Annotated in this window: 13 protein-coding genes and 2 tRNA genes; 11 read left to right on the top strand and 4 right to left on the bottom strand. The window is 33.0% G+C overall.

The genetic code is table 11. The features are described from left to right. Nucleotides 1-8: 8 nt before the first annotated feature. From ACZ098_RS13160 to ACZ098_RS13135, 6 genes are all read left to right on the top strand, one after another. Nucleotides 9-923 carry a hypothetical protein gene (locus tag ACZ098_RS13160; RefSeq protein WP_487312215.1) on the top strand — a complete coding sequence of 305 codons (915 nt, stop codon included), beginning with the start codon at nucleotides 9-11 and terminating at the stop codon, nucleotides 921-923. A gap of 105 nt (nucleotides 924-1028) precedes the next feature. Further along, nucleotides 1029-1724 (top strand): hypothetical protein, encoded by a 696-nt coding sequence (locus tag ACZ098_RS13155; RefSeq protein WP_487312214.1) that lies wholly within the window; start codon nucleotides 1029-1031, stop codon nucleotides 1722-1724. A gap of 3 nt (nucleotides 1725-1727) precedes the next feature. Then, nucleotides 1728-2258: a terminase small subunit gene (locus ACZ098_RS13150; protein ID WP_487312213.1), complete on the top strand. Its 531-nt coding sequence runs from the start codon at nucleotides 1728-1730 to the stop codon at nucleotides 2256-2258. Nucleotides 2259-2315: 57 nt separating this feature from the next. Continuing rightward, the gene (locus ACZ098_RS13145; RefSeq protein WP_487312212.1) at nucleotides 2316-2459 is read left to right on the top strand and encodes a hypothetical protein; all 144 of its coding nucleotides are present in this window, start codon (nucleotides 2316-2318) and stop codon (nucleotides 2457-2459) included. Continuing rightward, nucleotides 2456-3019, top strand: coding sequence for a hypothetical protein (locus tag ACZ098_RS13140; RefSeq protein ID WP_487312211.1), 564 nt, complete (start codon nucleotides 2456-2458; stop codon nucleotides 3017-3019). Before ACZ098_RS13145 ends, ACZ098_RS13140 begins: the two co-directional genes overlap by 4 nt. Further along, complete coding sequence (locus ACZ098_RS13135) at nucleotides 3016-6387, top strand: tape measure protein (protein ID WP_487312210.1); 3372 nt, start codon at nucleotides 3016-3018, stop codon at nucleotides 6385-6387. Before ACZ098_RS13140 ends, ACZ098_RS13135 begins: the two co-directional genes overlap by 4 nt. Nucleotides 6388-6477: 90 nt before the next feature. Here the strand turns inward: ACZ098_RS13135 and ACZ098_RS13130 are convergent. The 3 genes from ACZ098_RS13130 to mutS all read right to left on the bottom strand — a co-directional run bounded on the left by ACZ098_RS13130 (nucleotide 6478) and on the right by mutS (nucleotide 9376). Then, a tRNA-Leu gene (locus ACZ098_RS13130) sits at nucleotides 6478-6562 on the bottom strand. A gap of 41 nt (nucleotides 6563-6603) precedes the next feature. Further along, a tRNA-Gly gene (locus tag ACZ098_RS13125) sits at nucleotides 6604-6676 on the bottom strand. Between the two features lie 132 nt (nucleotides 6677-6808). Further along, the gene (mutS, locus tag ACZ098_RS13120) at nucleotides 6809-9376 is read right to left on the bottom strand and encodes a DNA mismatch repair protein MutS (protein WP_487312339.1); all 2568 of its coding nucleotides are present in this window, start codon (nucleotides 9374-9376) and stop codon (nucleotides 6809-6811) included. A gap of 191 nt (nucleotides 9377-9567) precedes the next feature. Between mutS and ACZ098_RS13115 the strand changes: the two genes are divergently transcribed. The 3 genes from ACZ098_RS13115 (at nucleotide 9568) to ACZ098_RS13105 (ending at nucleotide 12824) form a co-directional block, all read left to right on the top strand. Continuing rightward, the gene (locus ACZ098_RS13115; RefSeq protein ID WP_487312209.1) at nucleotides 9568-10041 is read left to right on the top strand and encodes a DUF1573 domain-containing protein; all 474 of its coding nucleotides are present in this window, start codon (nucleotides 9568-9570) and stop codon (nucleotides 10039-10041) included. A gap of 66 nt (nucleotides 10042-10107) precedes the next feature. After that, on the top strand, nucleotides 10108-10641 hold the full coding sequence (locus ACZ098_RS13110; protein WP_487312208.1) for an RNA methyltransferase: 534 nt from the start codon (nucleotides 10108-10110) through the stop codon (nucleotides 10639-10641). Between the two features lie 56 nt (nucleotides 10642-10697). Further along, the gene (locus ACZ098_RS13105) at nucleotides 10698-12824 is read left to right on the top strand and encodes an Ig-like domain-containing protein (RefSeq protein ID WP_487312207.1); all 2127 of its coding nucleotides are present in this window, start codon (nucleotides 10698-10700) and stop codon (nucleotides 12822-12824) included. A 1-nt stretch (nucleotide 12825) separates the two neighbouring features. Here the strand turns inward: ACZ098_RS13105 and folK are convergent, their stop codons facing one another. Continuing rightward, entirely contained in the window at nucleotides 12826-13962 is a 1137-nt protein-coding gene (folK, locus tag ACZ098_RS13100; RefSeq protein ID WP_487312206.1) for a 2-amino-4-hydroxy-6-hydroxymethyldihydropteridine diphosphokinase, read from the bottom strand. 138 nt (nucleotides 13963-14100) lie between these two features. Here folK and sppA point away from each other — a divergent pair, with 138 nt between their 5' ends. Beyond that, nucleotides 14101-15858, top strand: coding sequence for a signal peptide peptidase SppA (gene sppA, locus ACZ098_RS13095; protein ID WP_487312205.1), 1758 nt, complete (start codon nucleotides 14101-14103; stop codon nucleotides 15856-15858). 177 nt (nucleotides 15859-16035) lie between these two features. Next, nucleotides 16036-18648: an AsmA family protein gene (locus ACZ098_RS13090; RefSeq protein WP_487312204.1), complete on the top strand. Its 2613-nt coding sequence runs from the start codon at nucleotides 16036-16038 to the stop codon at nucleotides 18646-18648. Nucleotides 18649-18687 lie beyond the last annotated feature (39 nt).

The raw sequence follows: 18687 nt of genomic DNA, 5'->3' as shown, positions 1-18687 counted from the left end.
ATCAGATCATGAAACAAAACATAAATTACATATCTCATTTAAACAATGTCAATCATAAATTGTATGATACGGACTTAAACTCAAGTCATATAGCTTTATACAATGCATTGTTTCAATTATGGAATAATTGTGGTTTTGAAGAAGAACTTAGTATAAATCGAAATGATGTAATGAAGCTTTCAAAAATTGGCTCTGTCAATACATACCTTAAATGCTTAAAGGAACTCGATAAATTAGAATTTATTAAGTACAAACCAAGTAAAAACCCTTTAAAAGGTAGTGTTATCAACATGTTCAGATTTGATACAAGTAGTGATATAGTTATAAACAAGTTCAGTACATCTTATGATACAAGTAATGATACATCTATAGATACAAGTAGTGAGACCTTATCTAAACTATCAAAACAATTAAACTATAAAACTATAAAACTACTAAACAATAATATATCTACAATCAATTTTAATTTAGAAAATTTTAATTCGACTTTAGAAAACTTCTTCTCAGAAAATTCAAATAATATCAAAGGAAATTTAGAAAAAGAAAAAAGTTCCGCGAAAAAAGAAAAGTTTGATTTTAGATCAAATTTAATTCAATACGGATTCGATGAAAAATTAGTTGATGATTGGTTGGAAGTTAGAAAAACAAAAAAAGCAACAAATACCGAAACAGCATTCAAATCATTTATTACAGAAATAGAAAATAAGAATTGTGATATTAATGAAATGCTGCAAACAGCTGTAAAGAATAGCTGGAGTGGTTTTCAACATAAATGGGTTGAAAATTTAGATAATTCCGATCAAGCATCAAAAAAACAAAGATTTGTCTTTAGTGCACAATCAGTCATTGATAAAGACCACCGTAAAAACGCAGTAAACGCAGTAAAAGCAATGTTTGAAAAACCAATTCAACACAATCGATAATTAAATAAAAAAATCATGGCAGAATCAACAGAAGAAAAAGAATTAACTCAGGAAGAGATCCAAGAAGCAGTTAACGAAATGTTAGACAATCTAAAATTGTAAAAAATGAAAAAAGAAAGAATTTTAATAAAAGAAGATAGAGATCTACTTAAGACAATTTGTAGAGATTTTTCAGAGTATGTGCCGTTACTAAATAAAGTAAAAGAATCTTATGAGAATCTGGAACTAGGTGATTTTACCCAGGATATATATAAAGAGATAATAGATTTTGGTGCAAATAAATCATTACAGAAATTTAATTCAAGCATGATTAATCAGTTTGATAAGGCAAATATTACATCTACAATCATTCGTTCAAGTATGATGTCAGACACCTTAAATATTAGAGAAAGTTTTAAAATTTCGGTTCAAGAACTGAAATCATTCAAGCCTTTCAATATTTCGAAAATGATCGGTCAACGTTATGACTTTTTAAAACTTCATCAAATCACTTACGAAAATGGTCGTTTTTTTATAAGTGATGAGAATGAAGAAAATATTTTGGAGCAGAGCTGCAGAACTTATCTGACCACAGAAAGAGATCATTTGTTGTTTGAGAAAGTAAAAACGTTTTCGAATTCATACAAAGAATTAAAAAAATTCCTCTTACAAAACAATTATTACAGAAGTGCTAGCCATATTCAATTGTCAACTTTTGTAAACGAAGATGCTTTCGATTCTGGTGCTGCTCCAGTAAATATTAAATCGATTGTTAATATCCTAAATAGTCCTGAATTTATAGAAAGAATGTCAAAATCTTAAATTATGAAAACAAGTAACCTCACTTTAAAACAAGAAAATTTTGCTCAGGCATTTATTCGATTGGGGGATAAGTCCGCCGCTTATCGTGAGGTTTATTCTTGCCAAAATATGAAGACAACAACCATTCACAGCAAAGCATCTTTATTAAGCGATCAGGGCAAGGTTAGGGCAAGGATAGAAGAATTACAAAGTATTGCAAAAAACGTTGCTGAGGTTGAATTTAATCACACTTTGAAAGATTCTTTGAAACTCGACTTTGAATTGATTAACAGGTATAAAAAGCATCTGGAAATATTAGAAAATCCACTTTCAACAACAAAGCAAGTGAATACCGCCAAAAGAGCTATGGCATTTATAAAAGTTCAAGGCTTTAATGCAGCGATGGAAAGAGTTTCTAAGAAACTAGGTTTTTATGAAAAAAACAATGAGCAGAAACAATCTATTTATGATTTTGAAGGTTTTACACCAGACAAGAAGAAAAGGCTGGAAGAGCTTATATATAAAGCAACTGGACAAAAAACTGAAGAGAACTAAAATAACATATTTTGCAACTTTATAGTAAAATATGTTATTAAAAACGAGAATGAAACTATGCTGAAAATTCAAAATAAAACCATTTACGTTGACGGAAAACCAACTAAAAACCCTGAATTGATTGGACTAGCATTTTTAGATTTAATAGAAGTGGATTTTGAAAAGGCAAAAAAATTAATTAGTAAAAAAAAGAAATCATGAAGTACCAAAATTTAAATACGTTGCCGCTTAAAGTGTATAAAAAAATAAAGGATAATATTCCAGAAAATATTCACTTACTTTCTCCTGATGATTCAGAGAAGATTGCGGATCTTATTAATCATTGGAATAATTTAGAGAATAATTTCCAGGAAATCGATAAAATCACAAAATCAAACGGATTTTCAATTGTTAAGATTATTATTGAATTGGCCTATTTGAAAAAGAAATACCACGTAATATATCTTTCACTTAAAGCATTAGAATTTGCCTATAATCAAGATTTAATAGATTTAATTCGTAGTCATGGTTATCAGATTTCCAGAAGAACACTTAAAGCAGACATCAAAAAGTTGCACAAAATTATTGAAGCGCAAACTGAATGTATAGAATTCCTTCCAGACGATATTAATCAGTTTGATTTGATGGATTATTACGTATGCTGGACAATAATTTTAGATAAATACTTAGATATTATTTCCTACGGCGAGTTAACAGTTGGGACATATTTCGAGATTCAAAAGGAAGCAATCAATTTTTTAAATGAAATAAGAAAATCATGAGCGGACAAATAACAAGAAGAGACATCATCGAAGATGAAGCATTGCGATGGGGTCCAGAATATGCTAAACAGCTAGATATTGCAATTTCTAAAAACAAAGAGTTTGTTGATTCACTTGTTTTACTAAATGCAGAGAATGTCAAGCTGAGAAGATCTGAAAATCAAACGGAATTCCTGAAACAAAAAAGTGAGGTTAAAATTGCCATTGAAAAAAATATAGGGGCACTTAAAGAGCAACTTGTAGCAGAAACGAATGTTGAAAAAGTTCGTCAGGAATCACTTAGGACAGAAAAACTTTCGCTTGATGTTGCTAGTAAAAAAGCAAGTGCTCAAAAAAGAAATACTTCTCTTACAGCTGAGGAACGCGTTCAAAACGAATTGAATAATAGAGCGCTCAAACAACAAGCTCGGGAAAACTTGGGACTAGTTGGTGCTTACGAAAAGCTAAACAGATCTCGCACCGAAGCAAAAAATAAACTTGCAGATTTATTAGCAGCTGAAACCAAGAATAATGCTGAAATACGAAAAGCTCAAAAAGAATATGAAACTCTAAATACCAAAGTGTTAAAAGTTGATAAGGCAACCGATAATTATACTAAAAACATAGGTAATTATAAAAGTGCCGTTAGTGGTTTTGGTGGAATTCTTTCGAATCTTCTTGGAGCATTTGGAGTTGTTGGTGGAATAACTTTGTTTGCTGGAGCGGTTAAAAATATTTTTGAAGTTACAAAAGAATTGCAATCTCTTGATAATGCATTGAAACAAGTAACCGGAACTCAAGCTAATTTTGCAGAGCAACAATCATTTTTAAAAAGAATTTCACGTGATTATGGTGTTGAAATAAAGGGATTAACTCAACAATATACTCAGTTTTATGTTGCTGCCAAAGATAAATTGGCTGGAACTGAGATTCAAAATATTTTTGAAAGCATTACTAAATCTGGTGCATCAATGGGTTTAAGCGTTGAAAGTCAACAAAGAGCATTCTTAGCTCTTAACCAAATGATGAGTAAAGGGACTATTCAAGCGGAGGAATTGCGAGGTCAACTTGGTGAAGCACTTCCTGGAGCTTTTCAAACCATGGTCAAAGCTTATCAAAGTTTACATCCAGAAGCTAAAATCACAGAATCTGATTTTGCAAAATTAATGAAGGATGGTAAAATTATCGCAAGTGAAATACTTCCAGAATTCGCCAAACAGTTAGAGAAAACTTTTGGTATAGAAAACGTCAAAAATGTAGATACATTGTCTGCAGCTCAAACAAGACTTTCTAATGCATGGACAGATTTTGTTAGAAGTTTGGATGAGGACGGAAATACAATGAGTAAAGTACTTAAAGGAATTTTAGGATTAATGACTGAAACCATTGAAGGTTGGAGAAAAATCTTTACATCTAGTGGAACTGAAAGAAAAAATTATTTACAAAAAATCCGAGACGAATCCAAAGCAGATGCACTTAAATATTATGATGATGAGAAGAAGTTTAGTGATGATGATTTGAAAAATAAAATTGCAAATTTTGCTGCAGAGGCAAAACAACGCGAGCGTCTTGTTGATAATTTTATTAAAGTAAATAAGTTACTAAAGGCGGATCGAAAAGGTTTTGATAGTGGTCTGTACTCAAAAGAAGGCGAAAAAGATTACTTACAATGGCAAAAAAACAACAAAGAAATCAATAAAGGAAATGAAGCCATTGAGCAATATAACGGATGGATTTCTGCGCTTCAAGAGTTAACATTTAAAGGTAAAAAATCAAAAATTACTGAAAGTGAAGATGAGATCAAAAAGCGTTTAGAGGCCGAAAAGAAGTTGGCCAAAGAAAAAGCCGATTTAGAAAAACAATTAGCTGATTCTTTATATGAACTGCAAAAACAACGCCTGGAACAAACTATTAAATTAAATGAAGAGATTGTAAACGAAGAAACACAGTCGGACGATGTCAGGTTACAGGCACTTACAAATAGTCAAATAAAGCAATTGGAGTTAATAGAACTTACTAAAAATCATTTATTAGATAATGATAAATTAACTGCTAATGATCGAATAAGGATTGAAGAAGATTTCTCAAATAAAGTATTAGAGATAAATTCTAAAACTCAGGCTCAAATTGATAAGATAAATCAATTTGATTTAAAGAAATATCAATCAGATTTAGAAAGAAAAGTAAAGGTTGCAGAGACCGAGATGAATAATCTAACCGCAGAGGAGGAAAAGCGCTTCAATGAAGAACTTAAATCATTGGACAAAAACCAAAAGGATATTGAAAAAGCGACGGAACGACATGAGGAGATTTTATTCAATATTAAAAGAGATGCTGCCATTGCGATTGCTAAAATTCAGTATGACAATCTTCAAAACGAACTACAAGCATTTAAACTACAAAGCGATGGCTCTGAAAAGTCTGCTAAAATAATTGAGGATATAGAAAATAGATTATCATTAGCAAAAAAAGCAATTTGGGAAGCAGAAAATAAAACTTTTAAAAATAAAGAGGAAGAAAAAAAATCAATTTCAGATAATGCGGCACGCGAACAAGCCAAAGCTATTTTAGAAATATCACAACAATTAACGAGTGCGCTATCAGATTTAGCATCAGCAATTTTTGAAACTAAAATACAAAATATTGACTATGAAATCGACAAAAATAATGAGTATTATGATCGACAAATTGAACTTGCTGGAAATGATAATCGTCAAAAAGATTTGCTTGAGAAAGAGCGCGAGAAAAAGAATAAGGAGCTTGAGGATCGAAAAAGAAAAGAACAAATTAAACAAGCAATTTTTAATAAAGGAATACAGGCATCCCAAGTTATAATGGCAACTTCTTTAGCGGTCATATCTACTTTGGCTCAAGTTCCAAAATTTGATTTTGGAATATCGGCATCAACTTTAGCTGCTTTTGTAGCTGGAATAGGAGCGATACAATTAGCAGCTGTTTTAGCAACACCTTTACCAAAATATAAAGATGGTCGAAAAGGTGGTCCAGCTGAGTTTGCAATTACTGGTGATGGTGGAAAAAGTGAAATTATATCACGTCCAGATGGTTCGGATGCAATTAGAACTCCAAATACTCCAACGCTTACTTATTTGAAAGCTGGCGATATAGTTCATAAATCGGAAGAAGATTATCAAAAGTACCTTCGTGCATCGATGATGGCAGATATGAATAAAAATGTCTCAGATGCAAAAAACTATCAAATCTTAGTAAACTCAAATAATGATTTTTCAAAATTAGAAGATAAAATTGAAAAAGGAATAAAAGAGGGTTTCAAAAGAGCTAAAATTCAAATTAATAATGAGGTGAAAACTGATGATCTTAATCACGAAATATTCAGGTTTAAAAACCTCAACTGGAACTCAAAAAAATAAGGTATTTTAAGATTGTCTGGCAAATGTCTGGTTTTTTAAAAAAAGAATTCCGTAAAGCCATTGTTTGCAATGTTTTACGGAATTTCTTTGTACTCGGGACGGGACTTGAACCCGTACGACCATTACAGTCACTGGATTTTAAGTCCAGCGTGTCTACCAATTTCACCACCCAAGCATTTTGAAATTTAAAAAAATCTTAAATCTCATATGGTAAAGAGCGAAAAACGGGGCTCGAACCCGCGACCTCGACCTTGGCAAGGTCGCGCTCTACCAACTGAGCTATTTTCGCATTATCAAATTTTATTAGAACAACAATACTTGTTCCGTATTGCGGATGCAAATGTAACACTTAAATTCAATTATGCAAACGTTTTTTTGAAAAAATTTAGTATAAAATCATAACCAACTGATAACCTAAACATTACTTTTTAATTAACATTCTTTTAATTTCGTTTAGTTTCATCAAGGCTTCAACAGGAGTTAATGTGTTAATATCTAAACCTAGAATTTCTTCTTTAATTTCTTCCAATAGTGGATCGTCCAAATTAAAAATACTCAGTTGTAAGTCATCCTTCATCGACTTAAGTCCAGAAAGTTCTTCGCTAGAATGATTTTTTTCTAATTTTTTGAGTAATTTTTGCGCTTTTTGAATTACAGTTTGTGGCATTCCAGCCATTTTAGCTACGTGAATTCCGAAACTGTGCGCGCTACCTCCTTTAACTAACTTTCTTATGAAAAGCACGTTGTCTTTAAGTTCTTTTACAGCAACATTGTAGTTTTGGATTCTAGGTAATTGTTCGCTCATTTCATTCAATTCATGGTAATGAGTTGCAAACAAAGTTTTGGGTTTGGCTGGATTTTCATGTAAGAAATCGGCAATTGCCCAGGCTATTGAAATTCCGTCATAGGTACTGGTTCCGCGACCAATTTCGTCTAAAAGTACTAGGCTTCGGTCGGAAATGTTATTCAAAATCGAAGCGGTTTCATTCATTTCAACCATGAATGTAGATTCTCCCATAGATATGTTATCACTGGCGCCAACTCGTGTAAATATTTTATCCACAACTCCCATTCGTACGGCTTCGGCTGGTACAAAACTACCCATTTGCGCAAGCAAAACTATTAAAGCTGTTTGTCTTAAAATTGCCGATTTACCCGACATGTTTGGTCCAGTAATCATGATTATTTGCTGCGTTTCTCTGTCTAAAAAAACATCGTTGGCAATATAAGGTACTCCTACTGCTAGTTGTTTTTCGATAACTGGATGACGACCATTGGTGATTTCCAATTCGAAAGAATCGTCTAAAGTTGGGCAAACGTATTTGTTTTCTATAGCTAATTGTGCGAAAGAAGTAAGACAGTCTAATTGCGCAATTAAATTAGCATTGAGTTGAACCGGTTTTATGTAGGTTGCAATCCATTGGATGAGTTGCTCAAAAAGTTGGTTTTCAATTTGATGTATTTTTTCTTCGGCACCAAGAATTTTAGTTTCGTATTCTTTCAGTTCTTCGGTAATGTAACGTTCGGCATTTACTAGTGTTTGCTTTCTAATCCATTGAGGAGGAACTTTGTCTTTATGGGTATTTCTAACTTCAATGTAATATCCAAAAACATTATTGAAAGAAATTTTTAAGGATGAGATTCCGGTTAACTCTGATTCGCGTTTTTCTATTCCTTCTAAAAATTCTTTTCCAGAAGTTGAAATAGCTCTTAGTTCATCTAACTCGTCATTAATTCCTTTTGCAATGGCATTTCCTTTTGCGATTGCAACTGGTGCGTCTTGATTTAAAGTTGTTTTTATTTTTTCTCGAAGCAAATCGCAGTTGTGTAGGCTATCGCCAATAATTCTTACCGCTTCTTGTTTGCTTTCCAAAGCAAGTATTTTTACAGGCAATATTGCATCTAATGATTCTTTAAGATATATAATCTCTCGAGGCGAAACTTTACCAGTTGCAATTTTGGATATCAAACGTTCTAAATCAGAAATTTGTTTGATTTGATTTTGAATTTTGCTAAGAATATCCAAATTTTCTTTTAAATAGGAAACCACTTCATGTCGACCTCTTATCTTGTTGATATCTTTCAAGGGTAAAGCCAGCCATCTTTTTAAAAGTCTTCCGCCCATTGGTGACAGCGTTTTATCGATAACATCCAATAGAGTAACCGCGTTGGGATTATAACTGTGGTACAATTCTAAATTTCTTATGGTAAAACGATCCATCCAAACGTAGGCATCTTCAGCAATACGTTGAATATTGGTAATGTGTTGTACTTTATTATGTTGGGTTTCTGATAAATAGTATAAAATAGCACCGCAGGAAATAATTCCGTCTGTTAATTCTTCGATGCCGAAACCTTTGAGTGAATTGGTTTGAAAATGATTGGTTAATGTTTCGTAGGCATAGTCTTCTTTGTAAATCCAGTCTTCTAAATAAAAAGTATTGAAATCGTCTCCGAAATTAGAAGCGAATTGCGATTTATTATTTTTCTGAATTAATATTTCACTCGGACCGAAATTTTGAAGTAACTTATCTATGTACTCAACATTTCCTTGAGCTGTTAAGAATTCGCCTGTTGATACATCTAGAAATGAAATTCCTATATTTATTTTTCCGAAATAAACTGAGGCTAAAAAATTATTTGATTTGGATTGTAAAACTTCGTCATTCATTGAAACGCCCGGCGTAACTAATTCTGTAACACCACGTTTTACTATAGTTTTAGTCATTTTTGGGTCTTCGAGTTGGTCGCAAATCGCTACTCGAAGTCCAGCTTTTACTAATTTTGGTAGGTAAGTATTGATGGAATGATGTGGAAAACCCGCCAATGCTGTTTCGGTATCAGAACCAGCGCCTCTTTTTGTGAGTGTAATTCCTAAAATTTTAGAAGCTCGAATGGCGTCGTCTCCAAAGGTTTCGTAAAAATCTCCTACTCTAAACAATAAACAAGCATCGGGATATTTTCTTTTTATCTCGTTGTATTGTTTCATTAATGGCGTTTCTTTAACTTCTTTTGCTTTTGAGGACAAGGCTTTTTTGTTTTAAATTTAGATTACGAAATTAATTATTTAAAATTAAAGATTGCCATTAACATTTCATTTAATAAAAATTTAAGGTTCATTGTGAAACGTATCGTTGTTTTTGATTAAATTTGCTTAAATAAATTAATAATTTAAATAAAATGAAAAAAATATTATTTGTTGCATTAATTGCAGTTTTCACATTTTCTACTGCAAATGCTCAGACTAAAGCTAAAAAAGCTGTAAAAACTACTACTAAAGTTGCAACTCCAAAAATCCCTACTGTTGAAGGTGCTGGAATGGTTTTTGAAACTGAGACGATTGATTATGGAACAATTCCTCATAATGCAGACGGTAAAAGAGAGTTTGTATTTGTTAACAATGGTAACAAGCCATTGATTATTACAAGTGCTACAGGATCTTGCGGATGTACAGTACCAACTTATCCAAAAGAACCAATTGCTCCAGGAGCTAAAGGTGTTATTGGTGTAAAATATGATACTAACAGAGCTGGTCAAGCTTTCAACAAGCAAGTTACTTTAAAATCTAACGCTGTTCAAGGTGATACAAAGGTTTTAACGATAAAAGGTAATGTATTGCCTGCTGCAACACCTGCTGCAACTTCAAAAAGCTAAATCTTACTTAATGTTATAAAAAAAACCACGTACTTTGCGTGGTTTTTTTATTTAAAAAAGTTTGGTATGCGTAAATTAGAAAATAGTGAGTTAGAAAGAAAATCGGTAGAAGATTTCAAAAAATCGGAGAAAACACCACTTATCATAGTGCTTGATGATATTAGAAGTTTGCACAACATAGGATCAGTTTTTAGAACTAGTGATGCTTTTCTTGTAGAAAAAATATATTTATGTGGTATTACTGCAGTACCTCCTAATAAAGAAATTCATAAAACAGCACTTGGAGCAACTGAAACTGTTGCTTGGGAATATCACAAAGATGTACTTCAAGTTATTGACCAATTAGTAAAAGATGGCACTAAAGTTTATGCAGTCGAACAAGTAGAGCATTCAATAATGCTAAACCAGTTTGTTCCTGAAAAGAATTGCAAATACGCTTTGGTTTTTGGAAATGAGGTATATGGAGTTGCTCAAGAAGCCATAAAGAGTTGTCATGGAACGATCGAAATTCCGCAACTAGGAACCAAACATTCTTTAAATGTATCAGTTAGTGCTGGTATCGTTGTTTGGGATTTATTTCAAAAGATTGAAGTGCTTTAACGTTATTATTATTTTTTTTAACATTAACAGGTTGAAGATTTTCTTATTTTTACCGAATGGTTCTTTTTCGTTATTTTTTTATTTCTCTATTGTATGTAATTTCATTAGCTAATGCTAGTGCATTTTCTACAAATGATACTATCTTAAAGTCCAAATCGTCATCAAAAAATCCATTTGCTAATGTTGCTCCAATATTAACAGCAACTGGTAATCAAATTTATTGTCCAGGAAATTCAGTGAAAATTGTCACCAATATGGTATTCACCGATCCAGATGATTCTGGTATTGATGCGGTTTATATTCAAATATCATCTGGTTATGTTAACGGTCAAGATGTATTGACGTTAACAGGATTTCATCCCACCATTGCAAGTACTTGGGATGCTGTTGCAGGAAAGCTAACTTTGACTGGAGTAGCATCGGTACAACCAACCTATTTGAATCTAGAAAACGCTATTGAAGATATTGAATTTTCGAACAATTCGGCAAATCCTAGTGGAACTAGAAATTTTTCAATTACCGTTGGTCAGGCCAATTATCTTCCATCTAATGGTCATTATTACCAATACATACCTAGTTTAGGAATTACATGGAATAACGCTAGACTAGCAGCTCAAAATAGTTTGTATTATGGTTTACAAGGTTATTTAGCTACCATTACCTCGATGGAAGAAGCTCAGATTTCTGGTGAGCAAGCTTCAGGCGCTGGCTGGATAGGCGGTAGTGACGAAGAAACCGAAGGTGTTTGGAAATGGATGACTGGACCAGAAGTGGGATTGGTTTTTTGGAATGGTGCTGTAAATGGTTCGACTCCAAATTTTGATTATTGGAATAATGGCGAACCAAATAACGATAATGATGAAGATTATGCTCATATAACTGCACCAGGAGTTGGAATTTTAGGCTCTTGGAATGACTTGTCCAATGTTGGAGGTGCAAGTGGTAATTATCAGCCTAAAGGCTATATAGTTGAATATGGTGGTACACTAGGTGATCCTGTTTTACAAATAGCTACAAGTACTACGCTTACTATTCCGTCCATAACTACTACAGTTGCTGGTTCGAGATGTGGTACCGGTAGTGTGAATTTGATTGCGAATGCCGCCAACGGAACTGTTACATGGTATGCTACTGCTACAGGAGGAACGCCAATTGCTACTGGAAATACCTTTACAACTCCAATGCTAACGGCAACTACAACCTATTATGCTACAGCTTTTGCAACTTCATGTACAACAGGTTCAAGGACTGCAATAGTAGCAACAATTAATCAGATTCCCATATTGACGGTTGCTAATCCAACGCCAATTTGCGAAAACAGTACCGCGGTGCTTTCCGCCACAGCAACAGCAGGTATTGTGAGTTGGTATGATGCGCCAACCGGTGGAATAGTATATGCTACAGGCTTGAATTTTACTACACCAATACTTACACAAACCACTACTTTCTATGTAGAAGCTCTCAATAATGGATGTTCTTCAGGATCAAGAATACCAGTAACTGTTGTAGTTAATTCACTACCAATTGTTAGTGATGAAAGTGTCATTTTTTGCGAAAATACTTCGGTAACATTGGATGCAGGAGTAGCTAATGTTAGCTATCTTTGGTCAAATGGTGCAACAAGTCAAACTATTTCAGTTTCAACTCCAGGAAATTATTCGGTTTTAATTACCACACCACAAAATTGTTCGATAAATAAGAACATTGTAGTGATCCAACACGACATTCCCGAAATTGAGCAAGTCGTTGTAAATGAAACTTTAGTAACTATAATTGCTAACGGATTTGGTGATTATGAATATTCTGTAGATGGTGTTTTTTATCAGGATTCCAATGTGTTTACCGTTCCTGATGGTGGTTTATATATGGCCTATGTTCGTTCCAAAAGAATGTGTGGCGATGACAAGCAACAATTTGTAGTGCTTACAATTCCTAAATTTTTCACGCCCAATAATGATGGCGTAAACGATACTTTTTTCGTGAAAGGAATGATTTATTTTCCAGAAGCCTCGGCTAAAATTTTTGATAGATTTGGAAAACTCGTTGCAGTAATTAATGCATCCAAAACTTCTTGGGATGGTAATTACAAAGGGTTGAATTTACCTTCTACAGATTATTGGTATATTATTTATATCAATGATACTATGCCTGAAATGAAAGGTCATTTTTCAATGAAGCGATAAACTAGCAATCAATTTTTTTCTGAATTTCGTCAAGAATAAATAAATAGTCTTCTTGATTTTTTATGAAATCCAAATGCGATACATCCAGAATCAAAACATTTAAATCTTGTTGGGTTTTTATGTAATCCAGATAGCCATTGTTTATTTTTTCTAAATACTCAGCGGGAATTTCTTGTTCATAATTTCTTCCACGACGCTTAATGTTTTGCAACAACCGTTCGGTATTTTGATACAAATAGATGTACAAATCAGGTTTTGGAATTTCTTTATAAATAATGTCGAAAAGTGTTTTGTACAATCTAAATTCGTCTTCGGCAAGCGTTACTTTTGCAAAAATGAGTGATTTGAAAATATGATAATCCGCTACAATAAAATCTTTAAACAAGTCAAATTGCGCCAAATCATCCGAAATTTGCTGGTATCTATCGGCTAAAAATGACATTTCCAACGGAAAAGCATAGCGGTTTTGGTCTTTATAAAATTTGGGTAAAAATGGATTGTCTGCAAATCGCTCCAAAACGGTTTTCGCATTAAAATCTTCAGATATTTTGTTAGTCAACGTAGTTTTTCCAGCACCTATATTTCCTTCTATGGCAATGTAATTAAAGGTGTCTAATTTTATTTTGCTTAATGGTGATGCAATTTTTTCTTTTTTCTCACAACGAGTTGCATCTGGACAAGAATTCAAAAGTTCTTTTACAGATTGATGTAATACAGGATGTTTCCAACTAGAAGCAATTTCTAACATGGGCATTAATACAAACAATCGTTCTTGTAAAAGTTTATGTGGTATTATTAAATTTTCACTTTCAATAATGTCATCATCAAAGGCAATAATATCAATATCAATAGGTCTTGCCTCGTACTGAAGACTTTCATTTTTTATTCGACCAAGCTTTTTCTCAATTTTCAAACAGCTTTTCAAAATACGTTGTGCATTTTTAGAACTGTGAAGTAGTAGGACGCAATTATAAAACGAGTCGCTCTCAAATCCCCAAGATTCTGATTCGTAAACAGATGATATTTTTACAACCGTACCCACTTCGTGATGCAACAAATGGATGCATTGCTCAATATTTTCAAGACGATTTCCTTGATTGCTGCCTAAAGAAAGTATGATTTGGTGTTGCTTACTCATAATTGGCAAAATAACTAAAACATTTTTAGAATTGAAGTATATTTGTAGCTTGTGTTGATAACTATTTTTGTGTTAAATTTAAACCCATTTTTGTAACAAATTAGGAGTAAAGTTAACTAATAAAGAAAAAGAATAACTATGAGATTTTTAGGAAATGTATTAGCCACTATTGTTGGTTTGTTTGTTTTTATTATGATTTGCTTTTTTGGATTGCTGCTAATTGGCGCACTTTTTGGAAGCGGAGACGATACTGTTCAAGTCAAAAGTAATTCGGTTATCGAACTCGATCTATCTGAAATAAGTTTAGACTATGCCGGTAAAGTTAATTTTAAAGATTTTGATTTTTTTAAAGCCGAACACAATGGTGTTACCGATGTAATCAAAGCTATTGAGTATGCAAAAACAGATGATAAAATAAAAGGAATATCAATTTTGAATAATTTTTCAAATCTTGGAATGGCGCAAACTAAAGCCGTACGTGATGCTTTGGAAGATTTTAAAAAGTCTGGAAAATTTGTCTATTCATATGCCAACACGTACTCGCAGCGCGATTATTATTTAAATTCAGTTGCCAATAAAATTTATATAAATCCTGTGGGAGAATTTGAATTTAAAGGTTTAGCTGCCGAAATCATGTTTTTTAAAGATTTTCAAGAAAAGTCGGGATTGAAAGTTGAGGTAATTCGTCACGGAAAATACAAAAGTGCGGTAGAACCATTTTTGGATAATAAAATGAGCGACGCCAATAGAGAACAAACTACGGCATTGTTAAATTCAATTTGGAACAATGTAGTAGGTGAGATTTCTAAAAGCAGAAACATTTCGGTAAACAGATTGAATGAAATCGCAGACGGATTGCTAGCTCGAACACCACAGATGGCTAAAAGTTGGAATTTGGTCGATAAAGTTGCTTATGAAGACGCCTATCATTTTGATATAAAAAGAGCTTTAAAAATTGATGGAGACAAGGAATACGATAAGGTAAAAATTGAAGATTATGCCGAAAAAGTAGCAACCAATTCGATCGATTTTGATGCGAAAGATAAAATTGCAATCATTTATGCGCAAGGCGAGATTCAAAGCGGTGAAGGCGATGTAAACGTTATTGCCGAAGGCGCTATGAGACGTTCGTTACAACAAGCAAGAAAAGACAAAAATGTTAAAGCTATTGTATTGCGTATTGACAGTCCGGGTGGCAATGCGTTGACTTCAGAACTTATTTTAAGAGAAGTTGAATTGACTAAAAAAGTAAAACCTATTGTTGTTTCGATGGGTAATTATGCTGCTTCTGGCGGCTATTATATCGCTTGTAATGCCAATAAGATATTCGCTGAAGCCAATACAATTACAGGTTCAATAGGGGTTTTCGGAATGTTGCCTAATTTTACTCAAGCAGCCAATAAGCTTGGAATTTCTACTGAAGTTGTGAAAACTCACAACAATTCACTTGGGTTTTCACCTTTTACGCCATTGGACGCCAATACTAGAGCTTTCGCTCAAGAAGGCGTTGAGCAAGTATATGCAACGTTTGTAAATCGTGTAGTTTCGGGAAGAAAAATGAATTACGAGCAAGTTGATGCTGTGGGTCAAGGAAGAGTTTGGAGCGGTAGTGATGCCTTGAAAATTGGATTAATTGATGCTATTGGCGGAATGGATGATGCTATTAAGGAAGCTGCTAAATTGGGGAAAACCAAAAAATACCGCACACAAGATTATCCAGAATTTGAAAAAGATTTCAACGATATTTTAGAGAATTTCGGTATGGTTCAAACTAAAGAGCAGTTGCTCAAAGAAGAACTTGGAAGCGAGAATTATCAAATTCTTCAAAAAATAAAACAAGCCGCAACCCAGAAAGGCGTTCAAGCTAAAATGAGTTACGACATAAAAATTAAATAAAGTAAAATCATTTTTTTAAAATCCGTTGTACAGCAACGGATTTTTTTTATTCGCCTTAGTATTGAATTTATATAACATTTTGTGAAAATTTTACAAGCAAGCCACATTCTAAATTATTAGATTTGTAGTACGTATGTTAAATTCTAACAAGAATTTTTTCAAAAAATAGTTAAAGTTATGATTAAGAAAATTTTAAAAATCGTTGGAATAGTGTTTTTACTTTTAATAGTAGCTGCATTTGCCATTCCATATTTATTTGAAGACCAAATAAAAGCTAAAATTGCCAAATCCATTAACGAGAATGTAGATGCCAAAGTTGCTTTTGCCGACGCTGATTTGAGTTTGTTTAAAAGTTTTCCACAAGCCAATGTCTCTATTGCTAAACTCTCTATAATCAACAAAGCGCCTTTTGAAGGTGATACCTTGGTTTCGTTTGAAGAATTGAATTTAAAGATGTCTATTAAAGAACTTTTTAAAGGAGATAACGAACCTATAAATATCGAGTCGTTCGCTTCTAAAAACGGATTAATCAATATTATTTTCAATAAAGACGGTATCGGAAATTATGATATTGCACTCAAAAATCAAGAATCTAAACCTGATGATGGCAAAAGCAAACCTTTAGCTTTAAAAATCAATGAGTATGAAATAGAAAATTTTAAATTTCAATACTACGATGAATCGTCTAAAATGAAAATGGTTTTAGACAGTTTAAATCATACTGGAACAGGCGATTTTGCTAATGATGTTTTAGATCTAGATACCAAGACTACCGCCACGGTTTCGTTGGATATGGATAAGGTAAATTACATGAATAAAGTAAAATTATCTTTAGATGCAATTTTAGGAATTGATTTAAAAAACAGCAAATATACCTTTAAAGATAATGTGGCTAAAATAAATGAGTTGCCTTTAAAATTTAATGGTTTTATTCAAATTTTAGAAGCGGGTCAACAATATGATTTGACTTTTAACACACCAACTTCATCGTTTAAGAACTTTTTGGGTTTGATTCCATCTGCGTATTCAAGTCAATTGGATAATGTAAAAACTACAGGTGATTTTACTGTAAAAGGTTTTGCCAAAGGAATGTATACCGATACAACCATTCCCAAATTTAATATAGAAATAGCGTCTAATAATGCCTCGTTTCAATATCCTAATTTGCCAAAGTCAGTGCAAAATATAATTATCGATACCAAAATAATCAATGAAACTGGTGTGATGAACGATACTTATGTAAATTTAGATAAACTTTCTTTTTCTATAGATCAAGATGTTTTTAATGCTAAAGCAACAATAAAAAATATTGCTGAAAATGCTTTGGTTGATGCTGCTTTAAAAGGAACTGTTAATCTTGGAAACCTTTCGAAAGCCTATCCAATTAAACTTGAAAAGCCGTTGTCGGGAATATTAAAAGCGGATGTTACAACTAAATTCGATATGAAATCGGTAGAAAATTCGCAGTACGAAAACATCAACAATGCTGGAAATCTAAATTTAACAGGATTTAAATATGTCGATGAAAACGGAAAAGCCATGAACATCAATTCGGCCGTAATTGCTTTTAATCCAAGTCGGGTAAACTTGCAAGAATTTAAAGCTACAACAGGAAAAACCGATTTGAATGTTACCGGAGTTTTAGACAACTTTTACGGATTTGTATTTAGAAATCAAGAGTTGAAAGGAGATTTTAAATTGAATTCCAATCAAATTGCGGTTGATGATTTCATGACTACATCGGAACCAGCAACCAAAACCGAAGCGGCAAAACCTACCGAAGGTATGAAAATTCCTGCTTTTTTGAATTGTACGCTTACCGCTGCTGCCAATACAGTCTTGTATGATAATTTAACCCTTAAAAATGTTTCTGGTAAATTAATTGTAAGAGATCAAAAAGTAACGCTGGAAAATGTGAAGTCGAGTATTTTTGGAGGTCAAATTGGTTTGACAGGTGATGTTTCTACCAAAGAAAAAACGCCAAAATTCAACATGAATTTAAACTTAAATCAAGTGGATATTGCGCAATCGTTCACGCAATTGGATATGTTGAAAAAAATTGCTCCAATTGCCGGAATTATCAACGGAAAACTGAATTCTACCATCAAACTGTCAGGTAATTTAGATGCCAAAGAAATGACACCTGATTTGAAAACTCTAACAGGCGACTTACTCGGACAGCTGCTTTCTACCACTGTTAATTCTAGTAATTCAACATTGCTTACAGCGTTAACGAGCAACATAAAATTTTTAGATTTAAAGAAAATAAATCTTAACGATTTGAAAGCTGCCGTGACTTTTAAAGATGGTAAAGTAAACGTAAAACCATTTGACATTAAATACCAAGATATTAAAGTGAATGTTGGTGGTACGCACGGATTCGACCAAAGTATGAATTACACCTTAAAATTTGATGTTCCAGCCAAATATTTAGGAACCGAAGCCAATGCTTTGATTGCTAAGTTAAGTCCTGCCGATGCCAGTAAGTTGCAAAGTATTCCTATAAACGCGATGTTAGCAGGAACTTTTACGCAGCCTAAAATAACAACAGATATTAAAGCGGCAACTACTACGATGGTTAATGCTTTGGTTAAGCAGCAAAAAGAACGATTAATTGGCAAAGGAACTTCGGCATTAACCGATTTAATCAATAAAAATAAAAAACCGAGTGATACTTCAAAGACGGCAACGCCAGCTACTAAAGAAGAAGTTAAAACTAAGGCTAAAGATTTAATTAATGGTTTGTTGAAGAAGAAAGAAAAACCAGCGCCAACGAGTACGACGCCTTAAAGTATAAAAAATCCAAACTGTACTAAGTTTGGATTTTTT

The sequence above is a fragment of the Flavobacterium sp. SP2 genome, from assembly GCF_057626655.1.
Note: the sequence above shows the minus strand (reverse complement) of the source record. Positions and strands in the feature narration are given on the sequence as shown.

What these genes read in the sequence shown, in the direction of transcription:
- sppA (WP_487312205.1), top strand. Translation starts at nt 14,101, where the DNA reads ATGAGATTTTTAGGAAATGTATTAGCCACTATTGTTGGTTTGTTTGTT.
- ACZ098_RS13090 (WP_487312204.1), top strand. Translation starts at nt 16,036, where the DNA reads ATGATTAAGAAAATTTTAAAAATCGTTGGAATAGTGTTTTTACTTTTA.
- ACZ098_RS13110 (WP_487312208.1), top strand. Translation starts at nt 10,108, where the DNA reads ATGCGTAAATTAGAAAATAGTGAGTTAGAAAGAAAATCGGTAGAAGAT.
- ACZ098_RS13135 (WP_487312210.1), top strand. Translation starts at nt 3,016, where the DNA reads ATGAGCGGACAAATAACAAGAAGAGACATCATCGAAGATGAAGCATTG.
- mutS (WP_487312339.1), bottom strand. Translation starts at nt 9,376, where the DNA reads ATGAAACAATACAACGAGATAAAAAGAAAATATCCCGATGCTTGTTTA.
- ACZ098_RS13115 (WP_487312209.1), top strand. Translation starts at nt 9,568, where the DNA reads ATGAAAAAAATATTATTTGTTGCATTAATTGCAGTTTTCACATTTTCT.
- ACZ098_RS13105 (WP_487312207.1), top strand. Translation starts at nt 10,698, where the DNA reads ATGGTTCTTTTTCGTTATTTTTTTATTTCTCTATTGTATGTAATTTCA.
- ACZ098_RS13140 (WP_487312211.1), top strand. Translation starts at nt 2,456, where the DNA reads ATGAAGTACCAAAATTTAAATACGTTGCCGCTTAAAGTGTATAAAAAA.
- ACZ098_RS13155 (WP_487312214.1), top strand. Translation starts at nt 1,029, where the DNA reads ATGAAAAAAGAAAGAATTTTAATAAAAGAAGATAGAGATCTACTTAAG.
- folK (WP_487312206.1), bottom strand. Translation starts at nt 13,962, where the DNA reads ATGAGTAAGCAACACCAAATCATACTTTCTTTAGGCAGCAATCAAGGA.
- ACZ098_RS13160 (WP_487312215.1), top strand. Translation starts at nt 9, where the DNA reads ATGAAACAAAACATAAATTACATATCTCATTTAAACAATGTCAATCAT.
- ACZ098_RS13145 (WP_487312212.1), top strand. Translation starts at nt 2,316, where the DNA reads ATGCTGAAAATTCAAAATAAAACCATTTACGTTGACGGAAAACCAACT.
- ACZ098_RS13150 (WP_487312213.1), top strand. Translation starts at nt 1,728, where the DNA reads ATGAAAACAAGTAACCTCACTTTAAAACAAGAAAATTTTGCTCAGGCA.